The sequence below is a fragment of the Georhizobium profundi genome (assembly GCF_003952725.1).
Classification (GTDB): domain Bacteria; phylum Pseudomonadota; class Alphaproteobacteria; order Rhizobiales; family Rhizobiaceae; genus Georhizobium; species Georhizobium profundi.
Genome location: NZ_CP032509.1, coordinates 3,771,259 through 3,794,351, shown reverse-complemented (window position 1 = coordinate 3,794,351; position 23,093 = coordinate 3,771,259). Strand labels below are relative to the sequence as shown.

The window sequence follows — 23,093 nt, the reverse complement described above, 5'->3', positions numbered from 1 at the left end:
TGGGGAAGATCTCCGGAAGTTACTGAGCGATCATGCGGGGCAGCCACAGCGTGAAATCCTTCGCAAAGGTGAGGATCGCAAGTGTGGTCAGCAGCGGAATGTAGAAGGGCAGAAGAGCCTTGAGCAGCTGTCGGATCGACACCTTCGCGATGTCGGCGACGAGGAAGAGCGACAGGCCCATCGGCGGTGTGAGAAGCCCGAGCATCAGGTTGAAGATGGTAACGATGCCAAGCTGCACGGGGTCGACACCGGCCATGACGAGCGGCGGCGCGATGATGGGAACGAGAAGCAGCGTCGCCGTCGTTGAATCGAGGAACATGCCGGCGATGAAGAAGATCAGGTTTGCGATGATCAGCAGCATGATCGGATCGCTCGAGAGCGTCAGCAGCGCTGCCGCAAAGGTCTGCGGGATCTGCTCGACGGCGAGGATCCAGCCGAAGAGCGCTGCAGCAGCCACGATGATCAGGATCGCCGAGGAACTGCGCGCCGTCAGGATGGCCGACGTCCAGAGGTGCTGGAGCGTCAGTTCGCGATAGAGAAGCGCGCTGATCAGGATGACGTAGACGGCCGTCATCGCAGCCGCTTCGGTGGGCGTGAAGGCGCCGTAGGTCATGCCGGCGATCATCAGCGCCGGCGCAGCGATTGCGGGCAGTGCCGGCAGGAAGCTCATGATCGCCTCGCCGGCGGTTGGCCAGCGCTCCGCACGTGGGTGCCTGTGGCGCGTCGCGACGATGAACACGGTCAGCATCAGCAGGAAGGTGCAGAGGATCGCCGGCATGATGCCCGCGACGAGCAGTTGCACGATCGAAACGCTCGTCACCGAACCATAGACGATGAGCGGGATCGAGGGCGGGAAGATCGGGCCGAGTGTTGCCGAAGCGCCGGTGACCGCGCCGGCGAATGCGGGATCGAAGCCGCGCTTCTTCATGGCATCGATCTCGATGCGGCCAAGCCCGCCGATATCGGCGAGTGCTGCGCCCGACATGCCGGAAAAGACCAGGCTGCCGAAGACGTTGACCTGCGCGAGCCCGCCCGGGATGCGGCCGACGAGTGTATAGGCGAAGCGGAAGATGCGGTCGGTGATGCCCGACAAATTCATAAGATTGCCGACGAAAATGAAGAGCGGCACGGCCACCAGCGGGAATGAATCCAGCGCATAGGTGACGCGCTGTGCCAGGAGGCCAAGCGGCAGACCTTCGATCAGGACATAGGCGATCGATGGCAGCAGGATGGCGTAGACCACCGGGAAGCCCATCATGAAGAGCGCCAGGAAGGCGATGACGACGATGAAACCCATGATGATCAGACCGCGATATTGGTGTCAGCCTGCGGCGGCTTGCGCAGGTGCAAAAGGTGGACGATGGCGGCTCCGGCGAAGCCGAAGAGCGCTGCCCCAAGGAATATCCAGAACGGGATGCCGAGCGTCGGCGTCGCGTTGGTGAGGTTGCGCGAGATGTTCGTCGCCGTCACGTAGCCCATGAACCCGGTCGCGCCGATGGCGCAAAGCGAGATGAAGAGATTGAGCATCCGCCGCGCACGATCCGGAAGTGCTGCCTTGAACTCGCCCATGACGATGTTCTCGCCATGCTCCACGACCAGGGGATAGGCGCAGAAGATCAGGCAGATGAGCAGGAAGCGTGTGAATTCCTCCGCACCGATGAACGGCAGGACGAAGACGCCGCGCATGATCACCTGTGCCGTGGGCACCAGGACTAGGCCGGCCATGATGATCACCACGAAGGTGGTGAGGATACGTTCGGGAAGACGCATGGGTCGTGCTCCATCGGATGCCTGGCGACGGGTAGCCGCCAGGCATTTTTGGGGACCGTCAGAAATCAGCCGATTATTCGACGGCCTGGATCTGCTCGATAAGCGGCGTGAAGTTCGGGAAGTCCTGCGCGATCTGGGCGCTGACGCCCTCACGGAACGCGTCGAGGTCGAGGCCATCGGCTTCCGTGAGAATGGTCATGCCGCGACCCTTCAGTTCCTCGACGAGCTCGGCTTCGCCTTCGGTCGCCATCTGCAATGACTTTTCGGCTTCCTCATCGAGCACCGTGGTGATGGCGGTGCGCTGCTCTTCCGTGAGGCCCTGCCAGACTTCCTCGTTGACGAAGACGGCCAGCACGGCGCGCATGTGGCCGGTCATCGAGACATGCGACTGGACCTCGTTGAGGTTGTTCGACGCGATCATGGTCAGCGGGTTTTCCTGGCCGACGACGACGCCCGTCATCAGAGCGGTCGGCAGTTCGGCGACTTCTACCGGCGTCGGAATGGCGCCGAAGCCTTTGATCATCGACACCCAGAGCTCGAGCGGGACGGCGCGGAACGGCTTGCCGGACAGGTCTTCGGGCGTCTTCACTTCGAAGTTGGACGAAATGTGCCGGTCGCCGCGATAGATGCGGCCGATGATGCGCACGCCCTGGGCAACGAGCTGCTCATTGATGGCCTGCAGCGCAGGTGAGGTTTCCGGGTCGGTTGCGGCAAGCGCATGGGCGCCGTCGCGGTAGATGAAGGGCGCGTTGAACACGGCCACTTCGGGAACGAGGCGAGCGAGCGACGCAAAATCGTGGTGCCCCATGGAGATGGAGCCCATGCGCACGCCGTCGACCATTTCGGCCACGCCACCGAGCTGGCTCGCCGGATAAACCGAGACGGTCACTTCACTGTTGGTGGCAGCATCGATGCCCTCGGCCGCCTGGGCCGCGAAGATCGTCTGGATGTCGCCTTCGGCGCCCACATGCGCATAGCGCAGTTCGGCAGCAGAAGCGGCGCCGGTCAAGGTCAGCGCAAAGGCTGCGCCGGTTAGAAGGTTGATGATGGACTTGTGTAGCATGGTGAAAATCCTCCCATTCGTTCATGCCAGTTGAGTAGCGGCTTAGGTCTGCGGCCTTCTGGTGAAGGCCGAGATGAGGCTGCGGCGCCGGAATTCGTCGCCGATCGAGAAATGGTCCCTGAGCTTGCGGTCGGCCGCATCCGCATCCCTGTCAACGATGGACAGAAATACCTCCCGATGCGCCTCGACCAGGTAGTCGACGATGCCCGGTTCCGAGATCGTCACCTCACGCCGCTGCACGTGGCTGCGACGCAGCAATTCGCCGATTGCGCCGTACAGCGTGGTCAACGCCTCGCTGTGGCTCGCCTCGACGATCGCGTGGTGGAACGCGAAGTCGGCAGCAGCACCCTCGACCGGGTCGTGCAGCGTGTCCATCAGCCGGCTCAGTTTGGAGCCGATGCCTTTGAGATCGGTTTCGGTCGCGCGCGAGCAGGCGAGCCGGATGGCCTGGCATTCGATCGCGACGCGGGCCTGCATGACATCGTCGAGAATGTCGGGCTGCTGGGCGAGGCTGAAGGTGAAGAAGTCCGAAAGCACAGTGATGTCGGCCTGGCGGACATAGGCACCTTTGCCATGACGAATATCGAGAAAGCCGAGCATGGCGAGCGAGCGCAAAGCTTCGCGCAGCAGCGGCCGCGAAATGCCGAGCGACAGGGCGAGTTCACGCTCGCCGAGCAGACGCTCGCCGGGCTTCAGCGAGCCGTCGAGCAACGCATCGCGGAAGAAGCCGAACACCTTTTCGGCACCCGAAACGTCGCTGTTTTCGGCCAGCATGGTCGACATCGCCCGCAAGCCCCTCCCAGTGGCCTTACTGTGGTCTGACCACTGATTCCTCAACTCCTGCCCTTCTGTCAAGTCAACGAATGTTTCGCTTTCGAGATCGACCGAACGATCCACAGAGCGGCCGATTGACTGCGACCAAAACAATCACTAATGATCATGACATGGAGGAAGAGCGCAGACGGGAGGTTCGGTTTCCGCAGGAACGTCATCGCAAGATGGCGGATCTCATTGCGCTGCGCGGCCACATCAGTGTGGACGAACTCATCGAGACATTTGCGGTGTCGGGGCCGACGGTGCGTCGGGATCTCGACTTTCTTGCGCGAGCCGGAATCGCGGTGCGCACCCATGGCGGCGTCACCGCGTCGGACAGGGCGGCGGGGCAGGAACCGCTTTTCATGGAAAAGCTGCGCCGGCAGCAAGCAGCCAAGATTTGCATCGCAGAAGCGGCCGCGCGCCAGGTCGAAGACGGCATGCGGGTCATGCTCGATTCCGGTACGACGGCTCTGGCGCTGGCGCGGCTTCTGGCGGGCAGAGCCATCAGGATGATTGCTACCGATATCAAGGCTGCAGAAGCGGCCGCCACCGGTGAGACCGAAGTCATCATTGCCGGCGGCATGGTGCGCAACGGCTATTTCGGCATCGTCGGCGAGGAGACCGCAGCCGCGATCGCTGCTCAGCCAAAGGCCGACATCTTCCTTCTTTCCGCCGACGCGGTGGACGGCAACGGTGTGTCCAACGTCACCATCGAAGAGGCGCGCGTGAAGCGTGCGGCCATCGCCAATGCGAAACGCACGGTCCTGATCGCCGACCATACCAAACTCGACCGGCGCGAGCCGGCAGAGGTGTGCGCCTGGAGCGCCATCGACCTGTTTATCACTGACCGCCACTCAGGCGCCGTCGCTCAAGCCTTTGCAGGTGCAACGACCCGAGTGGAATTGTGCAGCCCTGGACTGGGCAAAGAAGGAAAAACAAAAGCATGAAAAAGTTCAGCGCCCTGTTCGGCGGCACCAAACCCGTCATCGCCATGGTACATCTCGCCCCCATGCCGGGCACGCCGCTTTACGATGCCGAAGGCGGTGTCGAGGCGATCGTCGAAGCCGCACGCCGCGATCTCAAAGCACTGCAGGATGCCGATGTCGATGCGGTGATGTTCGGCAACGAAAACGATCGCCCCTATGAACTCGAGGTCGACACGGCCTCCACCGCCACGATGGCCTTCGTGATCGGCCAGTTGCGCAAGGAGATCCAGAAGCCGTTCGGCGTCAACGTCCTGTGGGACCCGATGGCGTCCGTCGCGCTTGCGACCGCGACCGGCGCATCCTTCATGCGCGAAATTCTGACGGGCACCTATGCGTCCGACATGGGGCCCTGGACGCCCAATGCCGGCAAGGCCATGCGCTATCGCGATCGGCTGAACCGGTCCGATCTCGTGATGCTCGCCAATGTTTCGGCGGAATTTGCCTATTCGCTCGACCGGCGCGACCTCGCCGATCGGGCCCGTTCCGCAGTCTTCTCGTCGATCCCTGATGCGATCCTCGTTTCCGGCGCCATCACCGGGGAAGCAGCCGAGATGGCCGACCTCGTCGCGGTGAAGAGGGTTCTTCCCGACACACCGGTTCTTGCCAACACCGGGGTCAAACATTCCACCATTGCCGATGTCTTCAAGGTTGCGGATGGCTGCATCGTCGGGTCATCTTTGAAAGTCGACGGCGACACGTGGAAAGCCGTCGATGCCGCACGGGCTGCCGAGTTCATGCGGCTTGCCAAGGCTGCTCGGGGAGACTGATGGCATGAATGCCAGGCGCGACACGACGACCCAATACACGATCGGCCTGGGCGTTCTCGCGCTGGCGATCTTCGTGACGCTGACCTTCTACGCCCCCAACTTTCTCTCGCGCGCCAATCTCAATTCGATGGGCTCGCAATTCCCGGAGTTCGGCCTGCTGGCGCTTGGGCTGCTCCCGGCAATGATCACCGGCGGCATCGATCTGTCGGTGGTCGCGATTGCCAATCTGGCATCGATCGTCGCGGCACTCCTGTTGAGGGCAGGGCCCGAATACGCGTTGCTGGCGATCCCCGCCGCACTCCTCACCGGCCTCGCTTGCGGGGTCTTGAACGGCTGCCTCATCGCCTATCTGCGATTGCCTCCGATCCTGGCGACGCTCGGTACGCTGCAACTCTTCGGCGGCATCGCGATCGTCATCACCGGCGGGCCATCGATCACCGGCCTGCCTGCTTGGTATAGCGCCTGGGGAACTTGGTCGATCGGCGGGTTTTTGCCGGTGCCCCTGATCGTCTTCACCATCGTTGCAATCGGCATGGGCCTCTTCCTGCGCTTCTCCGCCACCGGCATGCGCGCCAGGCTTTATGGCGCAAATCCGCTTGCGGCACGCTTCGTCGGCATTCAGGAGCGCAAGCTCGTCATCAAGATCTACGCGACCGCCGGCGTCATCGCTTCGATCGCCGGTCTGGTGATCCTGGCGCGCGCCAATTCGGCAACCGCCGATTACGGAGCGTCCTACCTGCTCCTGGTCATCCTCATCAACATTCTCGCCGGCGTCAGCCCATTCGGCGGCGTCGGGTCCACCATGGGCGTCGTGCTTGCGGTGATCACGCTGCAGCTCATTTCGTCCGGCCTCAACTTCCTCGCCTTCACGGCCTTCACCCGTGACCTTTTCTTCGGCGGCCTGCTCATCGCCATCATGTCGATCCGCGTCATAGCGGAAGGCCGGCTGGGCGATTTCAGGACGCTCATCTCAAGACGGCAGACATGACCCAGCAATTGCGCAAAGACCTCCACGACCTGATGCTCATTCCGGGCCTTTCCGGCCACGAGGACCGGGTTCGCCGTCATCTGCGCGCCCTTATGGAAAAGGAAGGCTTCGACTGCCGCACCGATACGCTCGGCAACCTGATCGCGACGCTCGATGGCGACGAGGGTGCGCCGAGCGTGATGCTGTTTGCTCACACCGATCAGCTGGGCTTTGTGGTGCGCAAGATCGAGGCGAGCGGTCTGATCCGCGTCGAGCGGCTCGGCGGCATTCCCGAGAAGGCGCTGCCGGCACAGAGCGTTCTTCTCTGCGTCGGTGAGGGCCGCGACGTGAAGGGGATCATCGCCAACAAGAGCCACCACGCCACCCCGCCGGAAGAGAAGTACAAGGTCACGCCCTACGCCGAGCTCTTCATCGATATAGGCGCGGAAAGCGCCGACTCCGTGCGCAAGCTCGGCATCGAGATCGGCACGGCGGTCGTTTACGAGCCCAACGTCTTCGATCTCGGCGAGCACCGCGTTGCCGGCACGTCGGTCGACGACCGGGCCGGCTGCGCCGTCATCGTTGAAGCCGCACGCCGGTTGAAGAACGAAGCGTCGCGCCCGACTATTCATTTCGTCTTCGCCGTCCTTGAGGAATTCAACCTGCGCGGCGCCATGGTCGCAGCGCAGGCGCTGAAGCCCGATATCGCAATCCAGCTCGATCTCGTGCTGACGTCGGATACCCCGGACATGGCCCATCGCGGCGAGGTGGTGATGGGCGAGGGCCCGGCGATCTCGCATTACTCGTTCCATGGACGTGGCACGCTGAACGGCACGATCCCACATCCGGCGGTCGTCGACGCCGTTCAACGCACGGCCAGCGAAGACGGAATCCCGCTGCAGCATACCGCCCATGTCGGCGCGCTGACCGATTCCTCCTACGTCCAGCTGGTCGGCGAAGGTGTCGCCTGCGTCGATCTCTGCTTCCCCAGCCGCTACACGCACACCTCGCTCGAGGTCTGCGACATGCGCGATCTCGAGGGGCTGACCGCGCTGGTCACCGGGGCCATCATCCGCATGGGAACCGGCTTCGATCTCGACCGGGACAGCTATACATGAGCCGCGCCTTCCTCGGGATCGATATCGGGACCTTCGAGACCAAAGGCGTAGTCGTGTCGGACGAGGGCGTGATCCTGGCGTCGGCCCGCCGTGCACATCGCATGATCGTGCCGCGCGCCGGCTGGGCCGAACACGATGCCGAGGAGACCTGGTGGCAGGAATTTCGCGATATCGCGCGCGAGGTGATCGCGGCGTCCGGGCTTCCCGCATCAGCAATCGCAGGCGTCGGGGCAAGCGGCATCGGACCTTGCATGCTTCCGGTGGACGAGAAGGGCGCGCCGCTGATGAACGCGGTGCTCTACGGCGTCGACACGCGTGCCCATGCCGAAATCGAAGATCTCACCGCAAAGATCGGCGAAGAGACGCTGCTGCGGCGCACCGGCAACGGTCTGACGTCGCAGTCGGTGGGGCCGAAGATCCTGTGGCTGAAGCGCAACCGGCCGGAGATCTACGAAAAGGCCGCCGGCTTCGTGAATTCCTCCACCTTCCTCGTCGAGCGGCTGACCGGCGAACGTGTGCTGGATCATTATTCGGCGGCAAGCTTCTCGCCGCTTTATGACGTGGAGACCAACGACTGGGCCGACGATCTCATGGACGGCATCGTCGAGCGCGAGCGCCTGCCGCGGCTTCTCTGGTCGTCCGATATCGCCGGCCGCGTCACCAAATGGGCTGCCGAGGAAACCGGTCTGGCCGAGGGCACGCCCGTCATCGCGGGCACGATCGATGCAGCTGCCGAGGCTTTGAGCGTCGGTGTCTCGCGCCCCGGTGAGATGATGCTGATGTATGGTTCCACCATTTTCATCATCATGGTCATCGACAAGCCGTCGCAGGACGCACGCCTGTGGTATGCACCATGGCTTTTCGAGGGCCGCCACGCCATCATGTCCGGCCTGGCAACGAGCGGAACGCTGACGCACTGGTTCCGCGATCGCTTTGCGCGGGAACTGCCGGCTGAAGACGCGATGCGAATGCTTGCCGAGGAGGCGGCCGCGACGCCGGCAGGCGCCAACGGGCTCTTCGTGCTTCCCTATTTCTCGGGCGAACGCACGCCAATCCATGATCCCCATGCCAAGGGCATGATCTTCGGCCTCGATCTCACGCATGAGCGCGGCGACATCTACCGCGCGGTGCTCGAGGGGATCGCCTATGGCGTCCGGCACGTGCTGGAAACCTATGGCGGAACCGGCAACGCACCTTCCGCGATCACCGCTGTCGGCGGCGGTGTGCGCAACGCCGTATGGCTGCAGGCTGTCTCCGACATTTCCGGCAGCGCGCAGACGCTGCGCCGCGAAAGCTTCGGAGCGAGCTACGGCAGCGCCTTCCTTGCAGCGATCGGCACCGGCGCGGCCAGCGAGGGCGACATCGACACATGGAACCCACCCGCCGGGCATATCGATGCGAACCGCACATTGGCGCCGCTCTATGACGACGGGTTCAAGACATATCGTGGCCTCTACGAGGCGACGCGGAGCTTCATGCACGCCGAGCGCAGCGCATGAATGGGGAACGGCCTTCCCGAAAGGCCACAACAGGGAGAGTGAACATGGCGTTTGGTTTGAAGAAGTTGCTGATGGGAGCGGCAGCCGTTTCCGTCCTGGCAGGTGGCGTTGCGATCACTGCCAATGCGCAGGACACCCGCGAAATCGTCACCGTCGTGAAGCTGTCGGGCATCGCATGGTTCAATCGTATGGAAGAGGGTGTGCAGCAATATGCCGAGGCGACTGGCAACAATGCCACCCAGGTCGGTGCGGCAACGGCTGACGCCGCCCTTCAGGTTCAGCTCATCGAAGATCTGATCGCCCGCGGCGTCGACGCGATCACCGTGGTGCCGAACTCGCCCCAGGCGCTCGAGCCGGTTCTGGCGCGTGCGCTTGAAAACGACATCGTCGTCATCGGCCATGAAGGCGCGACGCTTCAGAACGTGACCTACGATCTCGAAGCCTTCGACAATGCCGCCTATGGTGAGCACCTGATGGAGGCGCTGGCGCAGAAGATGGGCGGCGAGGGCGAGTATGCCGTATTTGTCGGTTATCTGACATCGGTGACGCACAATGAGTGGGTCGATGCCGCGATCGCCTACCAGGAAGCAAATTACCCGAACATGACGCTCGTCGGCGGCAAGCAGGAATCTGCCGAGCAGCAGCAGACCGCATACCAGAAGATGCGCGAATTGCTGCGCACTTACCCCAACCTGAAGGGCATGCAGGGTTCGGCCGGTGAAGACGTGGTTGGCGCAGCACTCGCCGTCGAGGAAGCGGGTCTCTCCGACCAAGTTTCGATCGTCGGAACCAGCTTGCCGTCGGTTGCGGGACCGTATGTCGAAACAGGTGAAATCGATCTCATCTCGTTCTGGGATCCGGCTCTTGCCGGCTACGCAATGAACGTGCTGGCCGAAAAGGCCCTGAACGGCGAGACGATCGAAACCGGGGCTGATCTCGGCGTGGAAGGCTACAACGAAGTCCGCGTCGACGGTAAGGTCATCTACGGCCAGGCATGGGTCGACGTGAACGCCGACAATCTCGACGAATACGACTTCTAAGCGGACAACAAGGGGCTGCCGCATCCGCGGCGGCCCCGTACCACCAATCTGACTCGGAGCCCCGATGTCCGACCCCGTTCTGCAGATCGACGGCATTCACAAGGCCTATGGTCCCGTTCGCGTGCTCGCCGATGTGGCGCTGACCTTGCATGCGGGCGAAGTGCGCTGCCTTGCCGGCGAAAACGGATCCGGCAAGTCGACGCTGATCAAGATCATGTCGGGCGTGGTGCCGAAGGATGCGGGGACGGTCCGCATCGCCGGCCAGGAGCTTTCCAATGATCCGGCGGCGGCGATCAATGCCGGACTGTCGGTGATCTATCAGGACTTCTCGCTCTTCCCCAATCTCACCGTGGCCGAGAACATCGCGTTCCTGCGCAATGTCGCCCATGGGGAGCGCTGGCACAAACGTGGCAGCGATCGGCAGCTTGCTCTCAACACGCTGAAGCGCATGGGTGTCGACATCGATCCGTCGCAGCCGGTTGAGTTTTTGCCGGTCGCCTCCAAGCAGCTGATCGCCATCGCGCGTGCGCTTGCCAATGACGCACGGATCATCGTCATGGACGAACCGACGACCGCTTTGACGCGCAGCGAAGTGAAGCGCCTGCAGGGCATCATCGAGGCGCTGAAAAAGGACGGGGTCGCCTTCCTCTTCGTCAGCCACAAGACAGAAGAGATCTTCGCCTTCTGCGACACCATCACCGTGCTGCGCGATGGCCGCGTCGTCTCTCAAGGTAATGCGGCCGAATTCGACGCCGATCGCCTCGGCCGCGACATGACCGGCCGCGATATCGAGACCCATCGTCTGCCGCGCGAACTTGCGCCACGCGCTGCACCGATCATGGCGACGCGTGGCCTGACGCGCCATGGCGTCTATTCCGATGTCGATCTATCGATCGCGCCGGGCGAGATCGTCGCGCTTGTCGGCCTGCTCGGTTCCGGGCGCACGGAACTGGCTCTGTCGCTCTTTGGCCAGATCGAGCCGGACGAAGGCGCGATCGAGTTCAAAGGCACTGTTCGCCGCTTCCGCGAACCGCTGGAAGCGATGGACGCCGGTATCGCCTATGTGCCCGAAGATCGCCTGACGGAGGGCTTGTTCCTCGACCAGCCGATCGGCGACAACATCTCCGTTGCGTCCCTCAAGCAATCCGGCATCGTGGATCGCTCAGCGCTGCGCGAGCGTGCGCGCGAGGCCGTCAAGCGCTTGCGTATCAAGACGCCCGGCATCGAACCTTCGGTCGCGACCCTGTCCGGCGGCAACCAGCAGCGCGTCGTTCTCGCACGCTGGATGGAACGCAACCCCGAATTGATGATCCTCAACGGCCCCACGGTCGGCGTCGACATTGGCTCAAAGCGCGAGATCCACGAAATTCTGCTGGATCTGCGCAAGAGCGGCACCGCAGTGCTCGTCGTTACCGACGATCTCGGCGAAGCGCTCGCGCTTTCCGACCGCATCCTGGTCATGGTACGCGGACGGATCACGGGTGAGTTCACGGCCGACGAGATTGACGAGGAACGGCTGTCGCTTGCCGTGACCGAGGAGGCACCGGCACGATGAATGCCGCTACACGCATGTTCATGTCGCCGCAAAGCGTGGTGCTGATCGCAGCCTTGCTGTTCGCGCTCGTCGTCGGTTTCATCAATCCCAATTTCCTGTCGCTGGCGACCGTTATCGATCTGCTGCGCAATTCGCTGGTGACGGCGATCTTCGCGCTCGGCGTCATGATGGTGCTGGCTTCGGGCGGCATCGACGTCTCGTTTCCGGCGATCGGCGCCTTTGCCATGTACACGACGATGTCGCTTGTGCTCGGTGTTGATTTCGACGTGCCGATCATTGCGCTGTTCGTCGTCAGTGCCGCCATTGGCGCATCGCTGGGCTTGGTCAACGGCATCCTCATCGGCGGGCTTGGGCTGCCGACGCTGATCGTCACGCTTGGCACGCTCAGCCTGTTTCGCGGCGCGCTTCTGACATTCGTCGGCACGACCTACATCACCAACGTGCCGCGCAACGTCATCTCGTTCGCTCGCACGATGATCGTGCGCATGGAGAACGCGGTCGGCCAGCTCGCTTCGCTGCCGCTGTCCTTCGTCGTGCTTGTCGGCGTCACCGCCTTCGTCGCGATCATCATGAATCTCACGAAGTTCGGCCGCGCCATCTACGCGATCGGCGGCTCGGAGGAGGGCGCACGACGGATCGGCATCAAGGTAGGCCGCACCAAGGTGCTCATCTACGTGATCGTCGGTGCGATCGCCGGCCTCGCCGGCATGACCCACATGACGCTGTCGCGCATGGCCAACCCATTCGATCTCGTAGGCATGGAACTGAACGTCATCGCCGCCGTCGTGCTCGGTGGCGCACGGATCACCGGCGGCCATGGCACGGTCACGGGCACACTGCTCGGCGCGCTTCTGATCACCATGATCAACACGTCGCTGCTGAGCGCCGGCGTGCCGTCCTATTGGCAGCGCGTCGTCGTCGGCGCGCTCATCATCATCGGCACCGGCCTGCCGATCGTCATCGATCGATTGGCCAAGCGCCGCGAGCGCCTGGCACAGGCAGCGGTCTGAATTTCGGGAAGGAGCCCAACTCATGAAGAAGATTCTGAACAATCCGGCTGATTACGTGGAGGAGATGCTGGAGGGCTTCGTTGCCGCGCATCCGGAGTTCTACGCCCAGCCCGAGCGGCGGGTGATCGCGCGGCCGGAGGGCGCGACGAGCGGCAAGGTCGGTATCGTGAGCGGCGGCGGATCGGGCCATTTGCCGGTCTTCGCCGGCTATGTCGGCCCGGGCTTCCTCGATGCCTGCGCCGTCGGCGACGTGTTCGCGAGCCCGTCCGCCGAGCAGATGGCAAGCGCCATCCGCCATGCCGATGGCGGCGCCGGCGTGCTGCGGCTTTACGGAAACTATGGCGGCGACGTCATGAATTTCGACATGGCCGGCGAAATGGTCGACATGGAAAACGACATTCGCACCACGACCGTGCTTCTGGCCGACGACATCGTGTCCGCCGGCAAAGACGAGGCGGAAAAGCGCCGCGGCGTCGCCGGCATGATCTATGCGTTCAAGATCGCCGGCGCCTGTGCCGACACGAAAGCCGATCTCGATGAGGTCACGCGCGTGGCGCAGAAGGCCGCCGATGCGTGTCGGTCGATCGGCATGGCGCTGACCCCCTGCATCGTGCCGCAGGCCGGCAAGGCCAATTTCGAGCTCGGCGAGAACGAGATGGAAATGGGCATGGGCATCCATGGCGAACCCGGCATCTGGCGCGATGCGCTGCGCCCGGCCGACCAGATCGTCGACGAGATGATCGACCGCATCCTTGCCGATCATCCCTTTTCGAAGGGCGACCGGCTCTCCGTCCTCGTCAATTCGCTCGGGGCCACGCCGCTTGAAGAGCTCTACATCATGTACCGCAAGGTCAAGCAGCGCTTCGACGACATCGGTGCCGAGATCGTCATGCCGCTCGTCGGGCGCTACGCGACCTCGATGGAGATGACCGGCGCCACAATCACGACAATCGCTCTGGATGAAGAGCTCGAACGCTACCTGAAGGCGCCGGCTGCCTGTGCCTATTGGCGCGTCGGGTGAGGGCGAAGAGCATGGCGACACTTGATAGCGCACGTCTCAAGGCTGCCCTGCAGCGGGTGGCGGAAGGCGCGGCAGCCGCTGCGGCCGAACTCAATGCAGCCGACGGCCAGCTCGGCGACGGCGATCTCGGCATCACGGTCTCCAAGGGCTTCGCCGCGGCGGCGGAGGCTGACCTTCCCAGCGATCTCGGCATGGCCTTCCTGGAATGCTCGAAAGCCTTCCAGCGCGTGTCGTCCTCCTCCTACGGCACGCTGGTCGCGACCGGCTTCATGGCGGCTGCCAAGAGCGCAAAGGGCTCCGAAAGCCTTGATGCCTCCGCGATCCCGGCGCTGGTCGCTGCAGCGCGGGACGCGATGATGGCGCGCGGCAAGGGCGAGCTCGGCGCCAAGTCGGTGCTCGACAGCCTCGATGCCTGTGTCAGGGCGATCGAAGGCGCCGACTCCGCCGAGATGGGCACCAAGGCCGTCGCCGCCGCACGCCAGACGCTGCAGGACTTCAAGGGCAAACCCTGCAAGCTCGGCCGCGCCCGCATGTTCACCGAAAAGAGCGCCGAACTCGACGACCCCGGCCAACTGGCGTTTCTTCGCATCGTCGAAGCAGCCGTTCCAGCGGCCAAATAGGAAACACCACATGCAGTATCGCACGCTCGGCCGCTCGGGCCTGAAGGTTTCCGCCATCGCGATGGGGACGTTCTCCTTCGGCGGCAAAGGTGACTTTGCCATGGTCGCCAATCAGGGCGTCGCGGAAGCGCGTCGTCTCGTCGACACCTGCATCGACGGTGGCATCAATCTCTTCGACACCGCCAACATGTATTCACTCGGGCGCTCCGAAGAGATCCTGGGCGAGGTGCTGGAGGGCAAGCGCGACGAGGTGCTGATCTGCTCCAAGGCGCGCATGAAGATCGGCGTTGGGATCAATGACGAGGGCGCTTCGCGCTATCACATCATCCGCGAGTGCGAGCGCAGCCTGAAGCGCCTGCGCACCGATCGCATCGATCTTTATCTGATGCATGAATGGGATGGTCTCACGCCACTCGAAGAGACACTTTCAGCGTTCGAAACTCTGCAGGCGCAGGGCAAGATCCGCTACGCCGGCTGTTCGAACTATGCCGGCTGGCAGTTGATGAAGGCCCTCGGCATCGCTGAACGAGACGGCCTGCCGCGTTTCGCGGCCCAGCAGATCCACTACACGCTGGAAGCCCGCGAGGCCGAATACGAGCTTCTGCCGATCGCGGTGGACCAGGGCGTCGGCGTGATGATCTGGTCGCCGCTTGCGGCCGGTCTCCTGTCGGGCGCGTTCACCCGCGATACGTTCCCGCAGGATTCGCGTCAGGCCGCAGGCTGGTCCGAGCCGCCGATCCGCGACCAGGAGCGCCTTTGGGCCATCGTCGACGTTCTGCGCGAGATTGCCGCCGAGCGTTCGCTGACGGCAGCACAGATATCGCTGGCATGGACGCTGTCGCGTCCCGGTATCGCAACGCTCGTCACCGGCGGACTGACACCGGAGCAGTTTCAGGAAAACATCGCCGCTGCCTCGGTGGAACTGACACCGGAGGAACTGGAACGCCTGAACCAGGTCAGCCGCCCGCCCTACATCTATCCCTACTGGCACCAGCACAATTTCGCAGCCGACCGGTTCAGCCCCGCCGATTGGGCGCTGCACGACAGCTATCGCGATCTGGGCAAGATCTGAGCTTTTGGGACGTCTGGTCTACGGGGAGGCTTCGGGCGTTGCGCTGCCCTGAAAACACGAACTTGGCCTTGCGGCCAAGTCGATGTGAAACGGGGCGGCGGCATCACCGGACAGGGGGAAAGCGTGGCAACCGGAGCGCTGCGACCTATCGCTGCCGCAGCCTGAAGGGCTAGTTCCTCCAATCACACGCACAAGGCCGGTGATACCGCCTATCGACCTGCCGGCGCTTCTTGCCGGCAGGCAGTCTCGGCGGGCTCAATTGAGCCCGATGAAGTCGTCCTCCGTCAGGTTGATCCGACCCTTCAGGCCGAACTCGAATTCAGCCGCGTTGTCGGCATCAATGTTGCCACGCACGATCGTGAATTCACCGTCGTCGCGGATCACGTGCTCGAAGGTTATCTGACCGGCGGCGGTAAAGGTCGTGCCGCTGGTGAGCGAAAAGTTCTGCTTGCCGCCGGCTATCACATTCGCGTCGATCGCCGAGATGTCGATCCGATCGCCTGGCTGGAAATTGACGATCGTGTCGCCATTGGCGCTTTTCGCCGAAACGAAGCGGAACGTGTCGCTTCCGTCCCCACCGTCGAGCACGTTGATCGCGTCGCTGGCGATGATGGTGTCGTTGCCGCCCCCGCCAATCGCGTTTTCGATGGAATAGATGACGTCGCGGACACCCGATGCCGTCGTCACGCTGCCCCGCTCGTTCAGACCGTTGCCGAGATTGATCGTCAGGGCTTCGGTGAGTGCGGCGTAGTCGATCGTGTCGATGCCTTCGCCACCCCAATAGATGTCGGCATCATCCCCAACGGTCGCGACGAACAGGTCCTTGCCCGCGCCGCCGAAGAGCTTGTCGCTGCCTTCGGCACCGATGAGAACGTCGTCGCCATCCTCGCCATAGACCGTGTCGTGGCCCCAGCCAGCATCGATCCGGTCGTTGCCCGCGCCGCCGAAGACGTCGTCCTGGTTGCCATGGGCATGGATGATGTCGTCGCCATCGCCACCGAAGATCGCATCTTCACCGTCGCCGGCCGTGATGGTGTCGTTGCCGCCAAGCGCGATGATCGTATCGGCCTGCGGACGTCCCACCAGGATATCGGCGCCTTCCGTGCCGATGATCTCGCCGGGATTTGTCCCGCCGATGACAACGACAGGCGGTACGCTCGGCGTGGTCGGAGGAGGCGGAGGCGTAACGGTGCCAGTGCCTGTTCCTGTGCCGGTTCCGGATCCGCTGCCCGACCCAGCCCCTACGCCGCTGCCTGTGCCGTTGCCCGATCCGGAGTCGGTACCAGTCCCCGTTCCTGTACCCGCGCCAGTCCCCGAACCCGTTCCGGCTCCGGCATCGTCGCTGTCTTCGTCGCAATCCTCGTCGTCATGATCATCATCGTGCTGGCCGTGATCGTCGTCATCGTCCTGATCGTCGTCGTCTTCATCGCCGCTGCCCTGGCCGTGATCATCCTCGTCCTCGTCTTCATCCTCATCGTCGTGTGACGGCAAGGCCGTGAAGCCGGGCATGCCATTCGGAGCGGAGAAGGAGATCGAGCGCCCGTCGGGACCGGTCAGGGTCGTGACGCCGCTCTCGTCGATCTCCACACCGAAGTCGGCGATCGTGGTGCCTGCGGGCAGCTCGATCACATCCTGCGGCCGGAGTGCGCCGATGATCGTGTCGCTGCCGCCATTGGAGCGGAACACGATGCGGTGGGCGGAAGTGAGGGCTGAAATGTCCACCGTGTCGTTGCCGGTGCCGCCATCGATGGTGATGGTGGAGAAATTCAGGCTCGTCGTGTTGAAATTGCCGAAAACCGCGATCGTGTCGCCCCCAGTGGTTCCGGTATCCAGACCGCCGCCATTGTTCGCCGTCACATTGAGCGTGTTGACGATGATTTCCTCGATGTTGTCGAGTTCGGCAACGACGCTCTCGACGCCGCTCACGGTACGGGTGATCACGATTTCCGTCGTTGCTGCAAAGCTCGTCCCAAGCGAACCAGCAAGACCAGCGTTCTGGCCGCCGGTCATGGCGTAGATCCGGAAGGTTTCCGCTCCTGCCACACCGGTCAGTGCGTAGGTGTCGGTCCCGGCGCCGCCATCGATGCGATCGCGCCCGTCGGTGCTCAGCTGGTTGATCCGATCGGTGCCGGCCCCGCCATTGATGACATCGTCGCCGGCGCCACCATTGATCGTGTCGTTGCCGTTACGTCCGTTGAGGATGTCGTTGCCGCCATTGCCGTTGATGGTGTCGTTGGCCAAAAATCCGGCATCGGCGCCATTTGCGATGTCATCGCCAGCAGTGCCGTTGAAGGTTGTGCTGAGCAGCGGGATGCCCGTCCAGTTATCACCGACGACCTGCGTCGGTCCGGAGAAGACCGTCTCGCTGTAGCCATTGCCATCGGTGAAGCTGACTGCGACGCGCAGGATGTTGCCGACCTGGCTGCCGAGGCCGAGCAGGCCGTCGCTCGGCGTGAAGCTGCCGGATGTGCCACCCTGGAGAGCGGGAATATTGGTCCAGGTCTGCCCACCGTTCGAGGACTGCTGCCACTGGTAGCTGAAGGTGCCGAGGCCGTTGCCGTCTTGAATGCCGGCGGTATTGACCGTCATCTGCACGCCTTCCGTCGGCGACACCAATCCGTTGGTCGGCGTGGGGTCGATGATGATCGGGGCTCCGGTCGCGGCAATGTTCGGCGGAGGCGCGATGACGCTCATGGCGACTTCGCCATCGGCAAACCGCACCCGCTCGATATTGAACAGTCGGTCGGTGCCGTCGGACTCCAGCGCCCGCCCTGTGGTCGGATCGACCACGGCATCGCTGACTGTGGTGTGCTCGATCGTCACGCTGCCGTCGGTGTTCCGCGTGACCGTGTAGTTCGCTCGAACATCCCAGTAGACCGCGACGTCGACATCCGTCGGCTTACCGCCATCGACGATTTCACGGACGATGTTGAGCGTGCCGGGGTTGACGGTGCGGCTGAACATCAGCTGGTCGAGTGTCTTGCCACCGAAAGCCGCCACGGCTCCGGCAAGCGGTGCACCAGAGACATAGTCGGACGCGAGATAGACCCTCTCGCCAAGGCCGTCGGTCGTGTAGGCGGTGCCATTGTGCGTGAAGGCGATCCGGACGTTCAGCCACTTGTCGCCATCGATGATGTCGTTGCCGCCCATGCCGCGGATCACGTCTGAGCCGGCGCCGCCGAGCAGGATGTCACCGGCTTCGGTCGTGTCCATGACGATGGTTTCTGTCCTGCCTGCAACCGTCACCGTTTGGCGTACGAGGTGCGACGTCAGTGCATCCAGCCCTGAAATCAAACCGAGGTTTTTGGCCAGCAGCGCATTGGAGTAGCTGTCGAGCGGCGCTGTCGGGTCGACCTGCGTGCCGTTGCCATTGGCGTCATAGGCGCCGATGACGACGTCACGTCCAGTGAGTGTATCGTTGCCGTTCCAGCCCGACAGGCCTTCCACCAGGTCGAACCGGTCGCGCAGGATGTTGTTCTGCTGGTTGGTGAAGATGGAGATGTTCATGTCGCTGTTGGCGGCAGTCGCATCGCCCTTGTGGATGGCCCAGTCGAAGCCGGCCATGCCGTTGTTGCGCTGGATGCCCGGCCCCTGGAACATGATGTCGTCGCCGGATTCGGCGTCGTAGTCATTGTCGTTGCCGCGCCCGTTCAAGACATCGTGGCCGATGATCGTGGAGTTGAAGAACAGTTCTGAGTTTTCGCCGGCGAGCGTATCGAAGCTGTCGCCCCCCTCAAGCCAGTCGTCACCTTCGTTGCCGAGCAGGAAGCCGAAGCCTTCCCCGCCGCGGATGAAGTCGTTGCCGAGCCCGCCGGAAATGTGCTTGTCCTCGGTGCCCCCGAAGATGAAGTCCTGGCCTTCGCCCCCGAAGACGAGGTCGATGCCCATGCCGGGATTGATGACGTCGTTGCCTTCGTCGCCGTGGATGACGTCGAACTCGCCGATGTCGGAACCGCGATCGGTTATGAGGTCGTCGCCGGCGCCACCGAAGAGATGGTCGACACCGAAGCCGCCTTCGAGATCGTCGTCACCGTCTTCGCCCCAGAGCGTATCGTCGCCTGAGCCGCCGGTTATCTTATCGTTCCCGTTCGTGCCACCGATGACCACATGTTGGTCGCCAAGGAATTTGATGGAACCGGGGCCGCGCTGAACGAGCGAGTTTCCGCCGCTCAGCATGCCACCGAGGATCGGATCCTCCGATGTCGGATCGGCTGAGCCGAGACCGGCGTTCCATTGCTTGGACTGATCCATTTCCAGGATGAAGTCCGCAGTCTGGAAGGCTGCGCCATTGACGTGCAGACCGCTGTGTTCGGTATCGGTGTTGCGGCGAAGCAGTTCCGCAAACGAGTCCGCTTCCAGTTCGTTGAGCAGGTTCAGGCCCTGGGCGCGGCTGAGATAGTAGAAGCGATCGCCTTCCTGCAGGCGCTCCATCTGGTTCTCGAAGACCAGCGTGAAGGTGGAGCCCAGCATGCCGCCGAACGCCATCTTGGCTTCCGCAAGCCCGCCAATCCAGAAATCGACGTCGTTCAAGCCGCCGAGCTTGCCGCCGGCATAGGCGCCGGTCGCGTTCAGGAAGTCGAGCCGGTCGGCCGGTGCGCCGTTTCCGCCGAGCACCAGTTTCATGGCCGCGTCGCGCTTCGCCTCGGCCGTGGTCGCACTGGTGATGGTGCTGTGGGTGCCGTAGGCCGCGATGAAATTGACGACCGAGAGCGGGTTCTTGATGTTCTGGGCGAAATCCGTCCAGCTCTCGTAAGGCTTCAGATAGGTGTCGTTGCTCTGTGCGTAGAACTGCGCACGTGCCTCGTTCAGCGACGGGATGCCGGTTTCACGGGCACGCGCCATGTTGAGGGCGGCAAGGTCGAGCGGCAGGCCGACAAGGTTGTTGCGCAACGCATCGGTCATGAACTCGTCGATTTCGTTGCCGCGCTGGCGACCCATGCCGCGCAGGATCGCGCCGGCTGCCTCCTCGGCGTTGGCGCCGTAGCTGTCGAACAGAACCGGGTTGAGGAATGCTTCGATGAGGCCCGGATCGTCACGGTTGGCGGCATCGCCGCCGATGCCGAACACATCCACCTTCTCGTTGAGCATCGAGTGGCCGAAGCGATAGACGACCTGCGCAAATTCCTGGCTGATCGAGGGATCAATGTCGATGGAGTTCGAGAAGAGGAAAGCGTCGACCTGCGGCGCGACGGCGCGAGCAAACTCCTCGAAGACCAGATGCTGGTAGACCATCTCTGTCGAGAAGCGTGACGCCTGGAACAGCCGCTCGCCATCCCAGACGAGATCGGCGCCGGCTGCCGGCAGCGCGGTAAGCTTGTGGCCGTCGAGCAGCCATTCGTTGATGAAGGCGAGGTCGTTCGAAGCGAGCACCGTTGCCTTGATTTCGCTGACCTGCCGGTTGTGCTCACCATGGAACACGGTGTGGATGGACGTGAGCGCAATGTTTTCGTTGCCACGACCGTCGCCGACGATGAAGTGCCGATCGAGGAGTTCGTTGTCGTATTCCAGGTTATTGGCACGCGTGCCTACGGCAACGCTGTTTCCGGTCAGGGTATCTGCATCGGCCGGAAGCGCTGCACCCGTGCTGGTTGTCGGCACTGCATTGTGCGCGATGTCGTTCAGGAATGCTCGGCCGGCCGAAGCAAACGAGAAGGCGACGCTCGCACCAGCCGGCACGGTGATCCCGGCGGCTGTCAGGTCGGCAAGAGTGAGTTCGGATGGATGCAGCCCGTCGGCATGCCCTTCCTTGACGAAGGCCGTGCGGCCGACAACGGCGCCGTTGACCGTAAAAGTCACGCCGATCGTCGCCATGGCAAAGCCGTTCGGGCCGCGCATGAACTCGCCATAGAGATCGGTTGCCAGAAGCGGCACGCTGTTGACGTCGGCGTCCTTGAGCTCGATGCCGAGCATCGCTTTTGCCTGTGCCTTGACGTCTGCCCAGGTGGGCGGGCCTCCGGCTCCGCCTTCCAGCATGTCGCCGGTGGCCACGCCTCTTCCGTTGACCAGCGCATATTCGCGCAGGAAGGTCTGATGGGAGGCGTTGGAGGTGTAGACCTGGTTGAGGTCGATCCAAGGCGTCGTCTCGTTGGCATTTTCGCGGATGTCGTCGGCTGTGCCGAGCACGCCATCCGGGCCCGGCTGGTTGGTCGCCCGCGTCAGCACCATGAAGTTGGTCGGACCCTTGCCGTAGAGCGGGTCGTCCGGATGGAGCGGGATGAGCACCTGGCCGCTGCCGCCCTTGGTGGTGAGATCCAGCCCGTGATCGAAGAACTGGCCGAAGATCGTGAAGAAGCCGTTATAGGGCGCGGTATCGCCGAGATCGGCCGCGACGTTCGGGATCAGCACATTGATCCCGTCCATCTGCACGCCATGCGACGTGACGAGGTCGATGACGGCCTGGTCCGCAGCATCCGCGGCAGCCTGGGCGGCGGCAGTGGCTGCCGTACCGGTCGGAATGGCCGCGAGATCGGAAAGCGCGTCCGCCAGTGCAGCTTCGGCTGCGGCAAGTGCACTCGTGGCAGTTGTCAACGTCGCCGTTGCCTGCGAAAGCGCCTGTTCAGCTGCGGAAAGCGCTGCCTGCGCGCTGACCACGGCTGCAGCCAGCGTCGACTGCGTGGCGATAGCGGCCTGAAGGGTCGACAGCGCCGTCGCATGCGTTGCCTGCGCCGCAACGAGAGCTTCGTCGGCTGCCTGATCGGCGTCGAGGGCCAGTTCATAGGCAAGGGCGGCATCGTCCCGCGCCTCGTTGGCTGCGGCAAAGGCGGCAGCATTGGCCGGAGTCGGGGCCTGCTGGAAGGCGGCCAATGCGGCTTGGGCGGCATTGGTCGCGAGGGCGAGATTCGCGGAAGCGACGTTCTTGGCGTCTTCGGTCGCCGTGGCGTTCGCCTGAGCAACGGTGCGATCGGCCAGCGCGGCTGCAGCGGCAGTATCGGCCGCGGTGACTTCGGCAGCCTGGGTGTCGCGCGCCGTGACAGCGCTCTGGAGTGCCTGCTGGGCGGATGTCACCTGACCATCGGCGGCCTGCTTGGCGGCAAGCGCAACATCATAGGACGATTGCGCCGAAGCCTCGGTGGCTGTCGCTGCGTCGACGATGATCTGCGCCGCGGCAACTGCCGCGTCGGCCGCCGTATCGGCCGTATCGACCGCCGCGTGCGCGGCTTCGGCGGCAGCGAGCAGGCTTTGAACCTGCTGCACGATCGCCAGCGCCGGCGCACTGGGAACACCCTCGACGGTCAGCGCAGCCATGAGGGCCGCGGGATTCTTGAGCGTTTGATCCGCAACCAGGTTGGAAATCACGCGCGGCTGGGAATCGTAGACGATCCCGTTCGGCTGGGCATAGGATGTCGGCGCTCCTGCCGGCGTGCCGGGTGCATGCAGGCCAGCCGGCGAACCTTCCGCGGGCTTGAACACCGGATCGAGCAGTCGGTCCATCAACTGGGTGGAGGAGCCGAGCATTTCGCTGCCCGGCATGAAATTGTTGAAGCTGCCGTCAACCGTGCGCAGGCCGAACGGCATCAGGCCCGCCTGGGTCTGGCCGAGAACGCCGCCGGGCGTTCCACCGGCGCCATTGACGAGTGACGCGAGCTTCGCGGCAATTTCGGCCGGCGTGTCGTTGCCATCGATCGCCGCGCTGTGCGCTTCGGCGATCTTGATCTGCTTCAGGATGAACTCCAGATCGTGTTGAACCAGCTTGACCATCGTATCCTCCTCGCGAGCGCTTGAGCTCCGGTTGTTCGGGTCGAGAGGAGACAAAGCAGGGCCGTCGGCAGAATGGCGTTCATTCTGACCC

At 63.5% G+C, this 23,093-nt stretch carries 16 protein-coding genes; 11 read left to right on the top strand and 5 right to left on the bottom strand.

The genetic code is table 11. The features are described 5' to 3' along the window. Positions 1–19 precede the first annotated feature (19 nt). From D5400_RS18280 to D5400_RS18265, 4 genes are all read right to left on the bottom strand, one after another. Positions 20–1,297, bottom strand: coding sequence for a TRAP transporter large permease (locus tag D5400_RS18280; RefSeq protein ID WP_126011460.1), 1,278 nt, complete (start codon positions 1,295–1,297; stop codon positions 20–22). A gap of 5 nt (positions 1,298–1,302) precedes the next feature. Then, positions 1,303–1,770, bottom strand: coding sequence for a TRAP transporter small permease (locus D5400_RS18275; protein ID WP_126011458.1), 468 nt, complete (start codon positions 1,768–1,770; stop codon positions 1,303–1,305). A gap of 73 nt (positions 1,771–1,843) precedes the next feature. Beyond that, complete coding sequence (locus D5400_RS18270) at positions 1,844–2,833, bottom strand: TRAP transporter substrate-binding protein (protein ID WP_126011456.1); 990 nt, start codon at positions 2,831–2,833, stop codon at positions 1,844–1,846. 42 nt (positions 2,834–2,875) lie between these two features. Then, positions 2,876–3,616 carry a FadR/GntR family transcriptional regulator gene (locus D5400_RS18265; protein WP_126011454.1) on the bottom strand — a complete coding sequence of 247 codons (741 nt, stop codon included), beginning with the start codon at positions 3,614–3,616 and terminating at the stop codon, positions 2,876–2,878. A gap of 161 nt (positions 3,617–3,777) precedes the next feature. Here D5400_RS18265 and D5400_RS18260 point away from each other — a divergent pair, with 161 nt between their 5' ends. The 11 genes from D5400_RS18260 (at position 3,778) to D5400_RS18210 (ending at position 15,304) form a co-directional block, all read left to right on the top strand. Continuing rightward, entirely contained in the window at positions 3,778–4,596 is an 819-nt protein-coding gene (locus tag D5400_RS18260; protein WP_164527949.1) for a DeoR/GlpR family DNA-binding transcription regulator, read from the top strand. Further along, a complete protein-coding gene (locus D5400_RS18255) occupies positions 4,593–5,402 on the top strand; it encodes a BtpA/SgcQ family protein (protein ID WP_126011450.1) in 810 nt (269 codons plus the stop codon). Before D5400_RS18260 ends, D5400_RS18255 begins: the two co-directional genes overlap by 4 nt. A gap of 4 nt (positions 5,403–5,406) precedes the next feature. Continuing rightward, positions 5,407–6,390, top strand: coding sequence for an ABC transporter permease (locus D5400_RS18250; RefSeq protein ID WP_126011448.1), 984 nt, complete (start codon positions 5,407–5,409; stop codon positions 6,388–6,390). Continuing rightward, positions 6,387–7,487, top strand: a complete 1,101-nt coding sequence (locus tag D5400_RS18245) for a M42 family metallopeptidase (RefSeq protein ID WP_126011446.1) — start codon at positions 6,387–6,389, stop codon at positions 7,485–7,487. Before D5400_RS18250 ends, D5400_RS18245 begins: the two co-directional genes overlap by 4 nt. After that, positions 7,484–8,986 (top strand): FGGY-family carbohydrate kinase, encoded by a 1,503-nt coding sequence (locus D5400_RS18240; RefSeq protein WP_126011444.1) that lies wholly within the window; start codon positions 7,484–7,486, stop codon positions 8,984–8,986. The genes D5400_RS18245 and D5400_RS18240 overlap by 4 nt, the downstream gene beginning before the upstream one ends. Before the next feature lie 44 nt (positions 8,987–9,030). Further along, positions 9,031–10,026 (top strand): autoinducer 2 ABC transporter substrate-binding protein, encoded by a 996-nt coding sequence (locus tag D5400_RS18235; RefSeq protein WP_126011442.1) that lies wholly within the window; start codon positions 9,031–9,033, stop codon positions 10,024–10,026. Positions 10,027–10,090: 64 nt separating this feature from the next. Next, complete coding sequence (locus D5400_RS18230) at positions 10,091–11,581, top strand: sugar ABC transporter ATP-binding protein (RefSeq protein WP_126011440.1); 1,491 nt, start codon at positions 10,091–10,093, stop codon at positions 11,579–11,581. Continuing rightward, on the top strand, positions 11,578–12,591 hold the full coding sequence (locus D5400_RS18225; protein WP_126011438.1) for an ABC transporter permease: 1,014 nt from the start codon (positions 11,578–11,580) through the stop codon (positions 12,589–12,591). Before D5400_RS18230 ends, D5400_RS18225 begins: the two co-directional genes overlap by 4 nt. 22 nt (positions 12,592–12,613) lie before the next feature. Then, positions 12,614–13,612 (top strand): dihydroxyacetone kinase subunit DhaK, encoded by a 999-nt coding sequence (locus D5400_RS18220; protein ID WP_126011436.1) that lies wholly within the window; start codon positions 12,614–12,616, stop codon positions 13,610–13,612. Between the two features lie 11 nt (positions 13,613–13,623). Beyond that, on the top strand, positions 13,624–14,232 hold the full coding sequence (locus tag D5400_RS18215; RefSeq protein ID WP_126011433.1) for a DAK2 domain-containing protein: 609 nt from the start codon (positions 13,624–13,626) through the stop codon (positions 14,230–14,232). A 10-nt stretch (positions 14,233–14,242) separates the two neighbouring features. Continuing rightward, positions 14,243–15,304 (top strand): aldo/keto reductase, encoded by a 1,062-nt coding sequence (locus D5400_RS18210; protein WP_126011431.1) that lies wholly within the window; start codon positions 14,243–14,245, stop codon positions 15,302–15,304. Positions 15,305–15,559: 255 nt separating this feature from the next. Here D5400_RS18210 and D5400_RS18205 read toward each other — a convergent pair whose 3' ends face one another. Beyond that, positions 15,560–23,002 carry a peroxidase family protein gene (locus D5400_RS18205; RefSeq protein ID WP_126011429.1) on the bottom strand — a complete coding sequence of 2,481 codons (7,443 nt, stop codon included), beginning with the start codon at positions 23,000–23,002 and terminating at the stop codon, positions 15,560–15,562. Between the last annotated feature and the right edge of the window lie 91 nt (positions 23,003–23,093).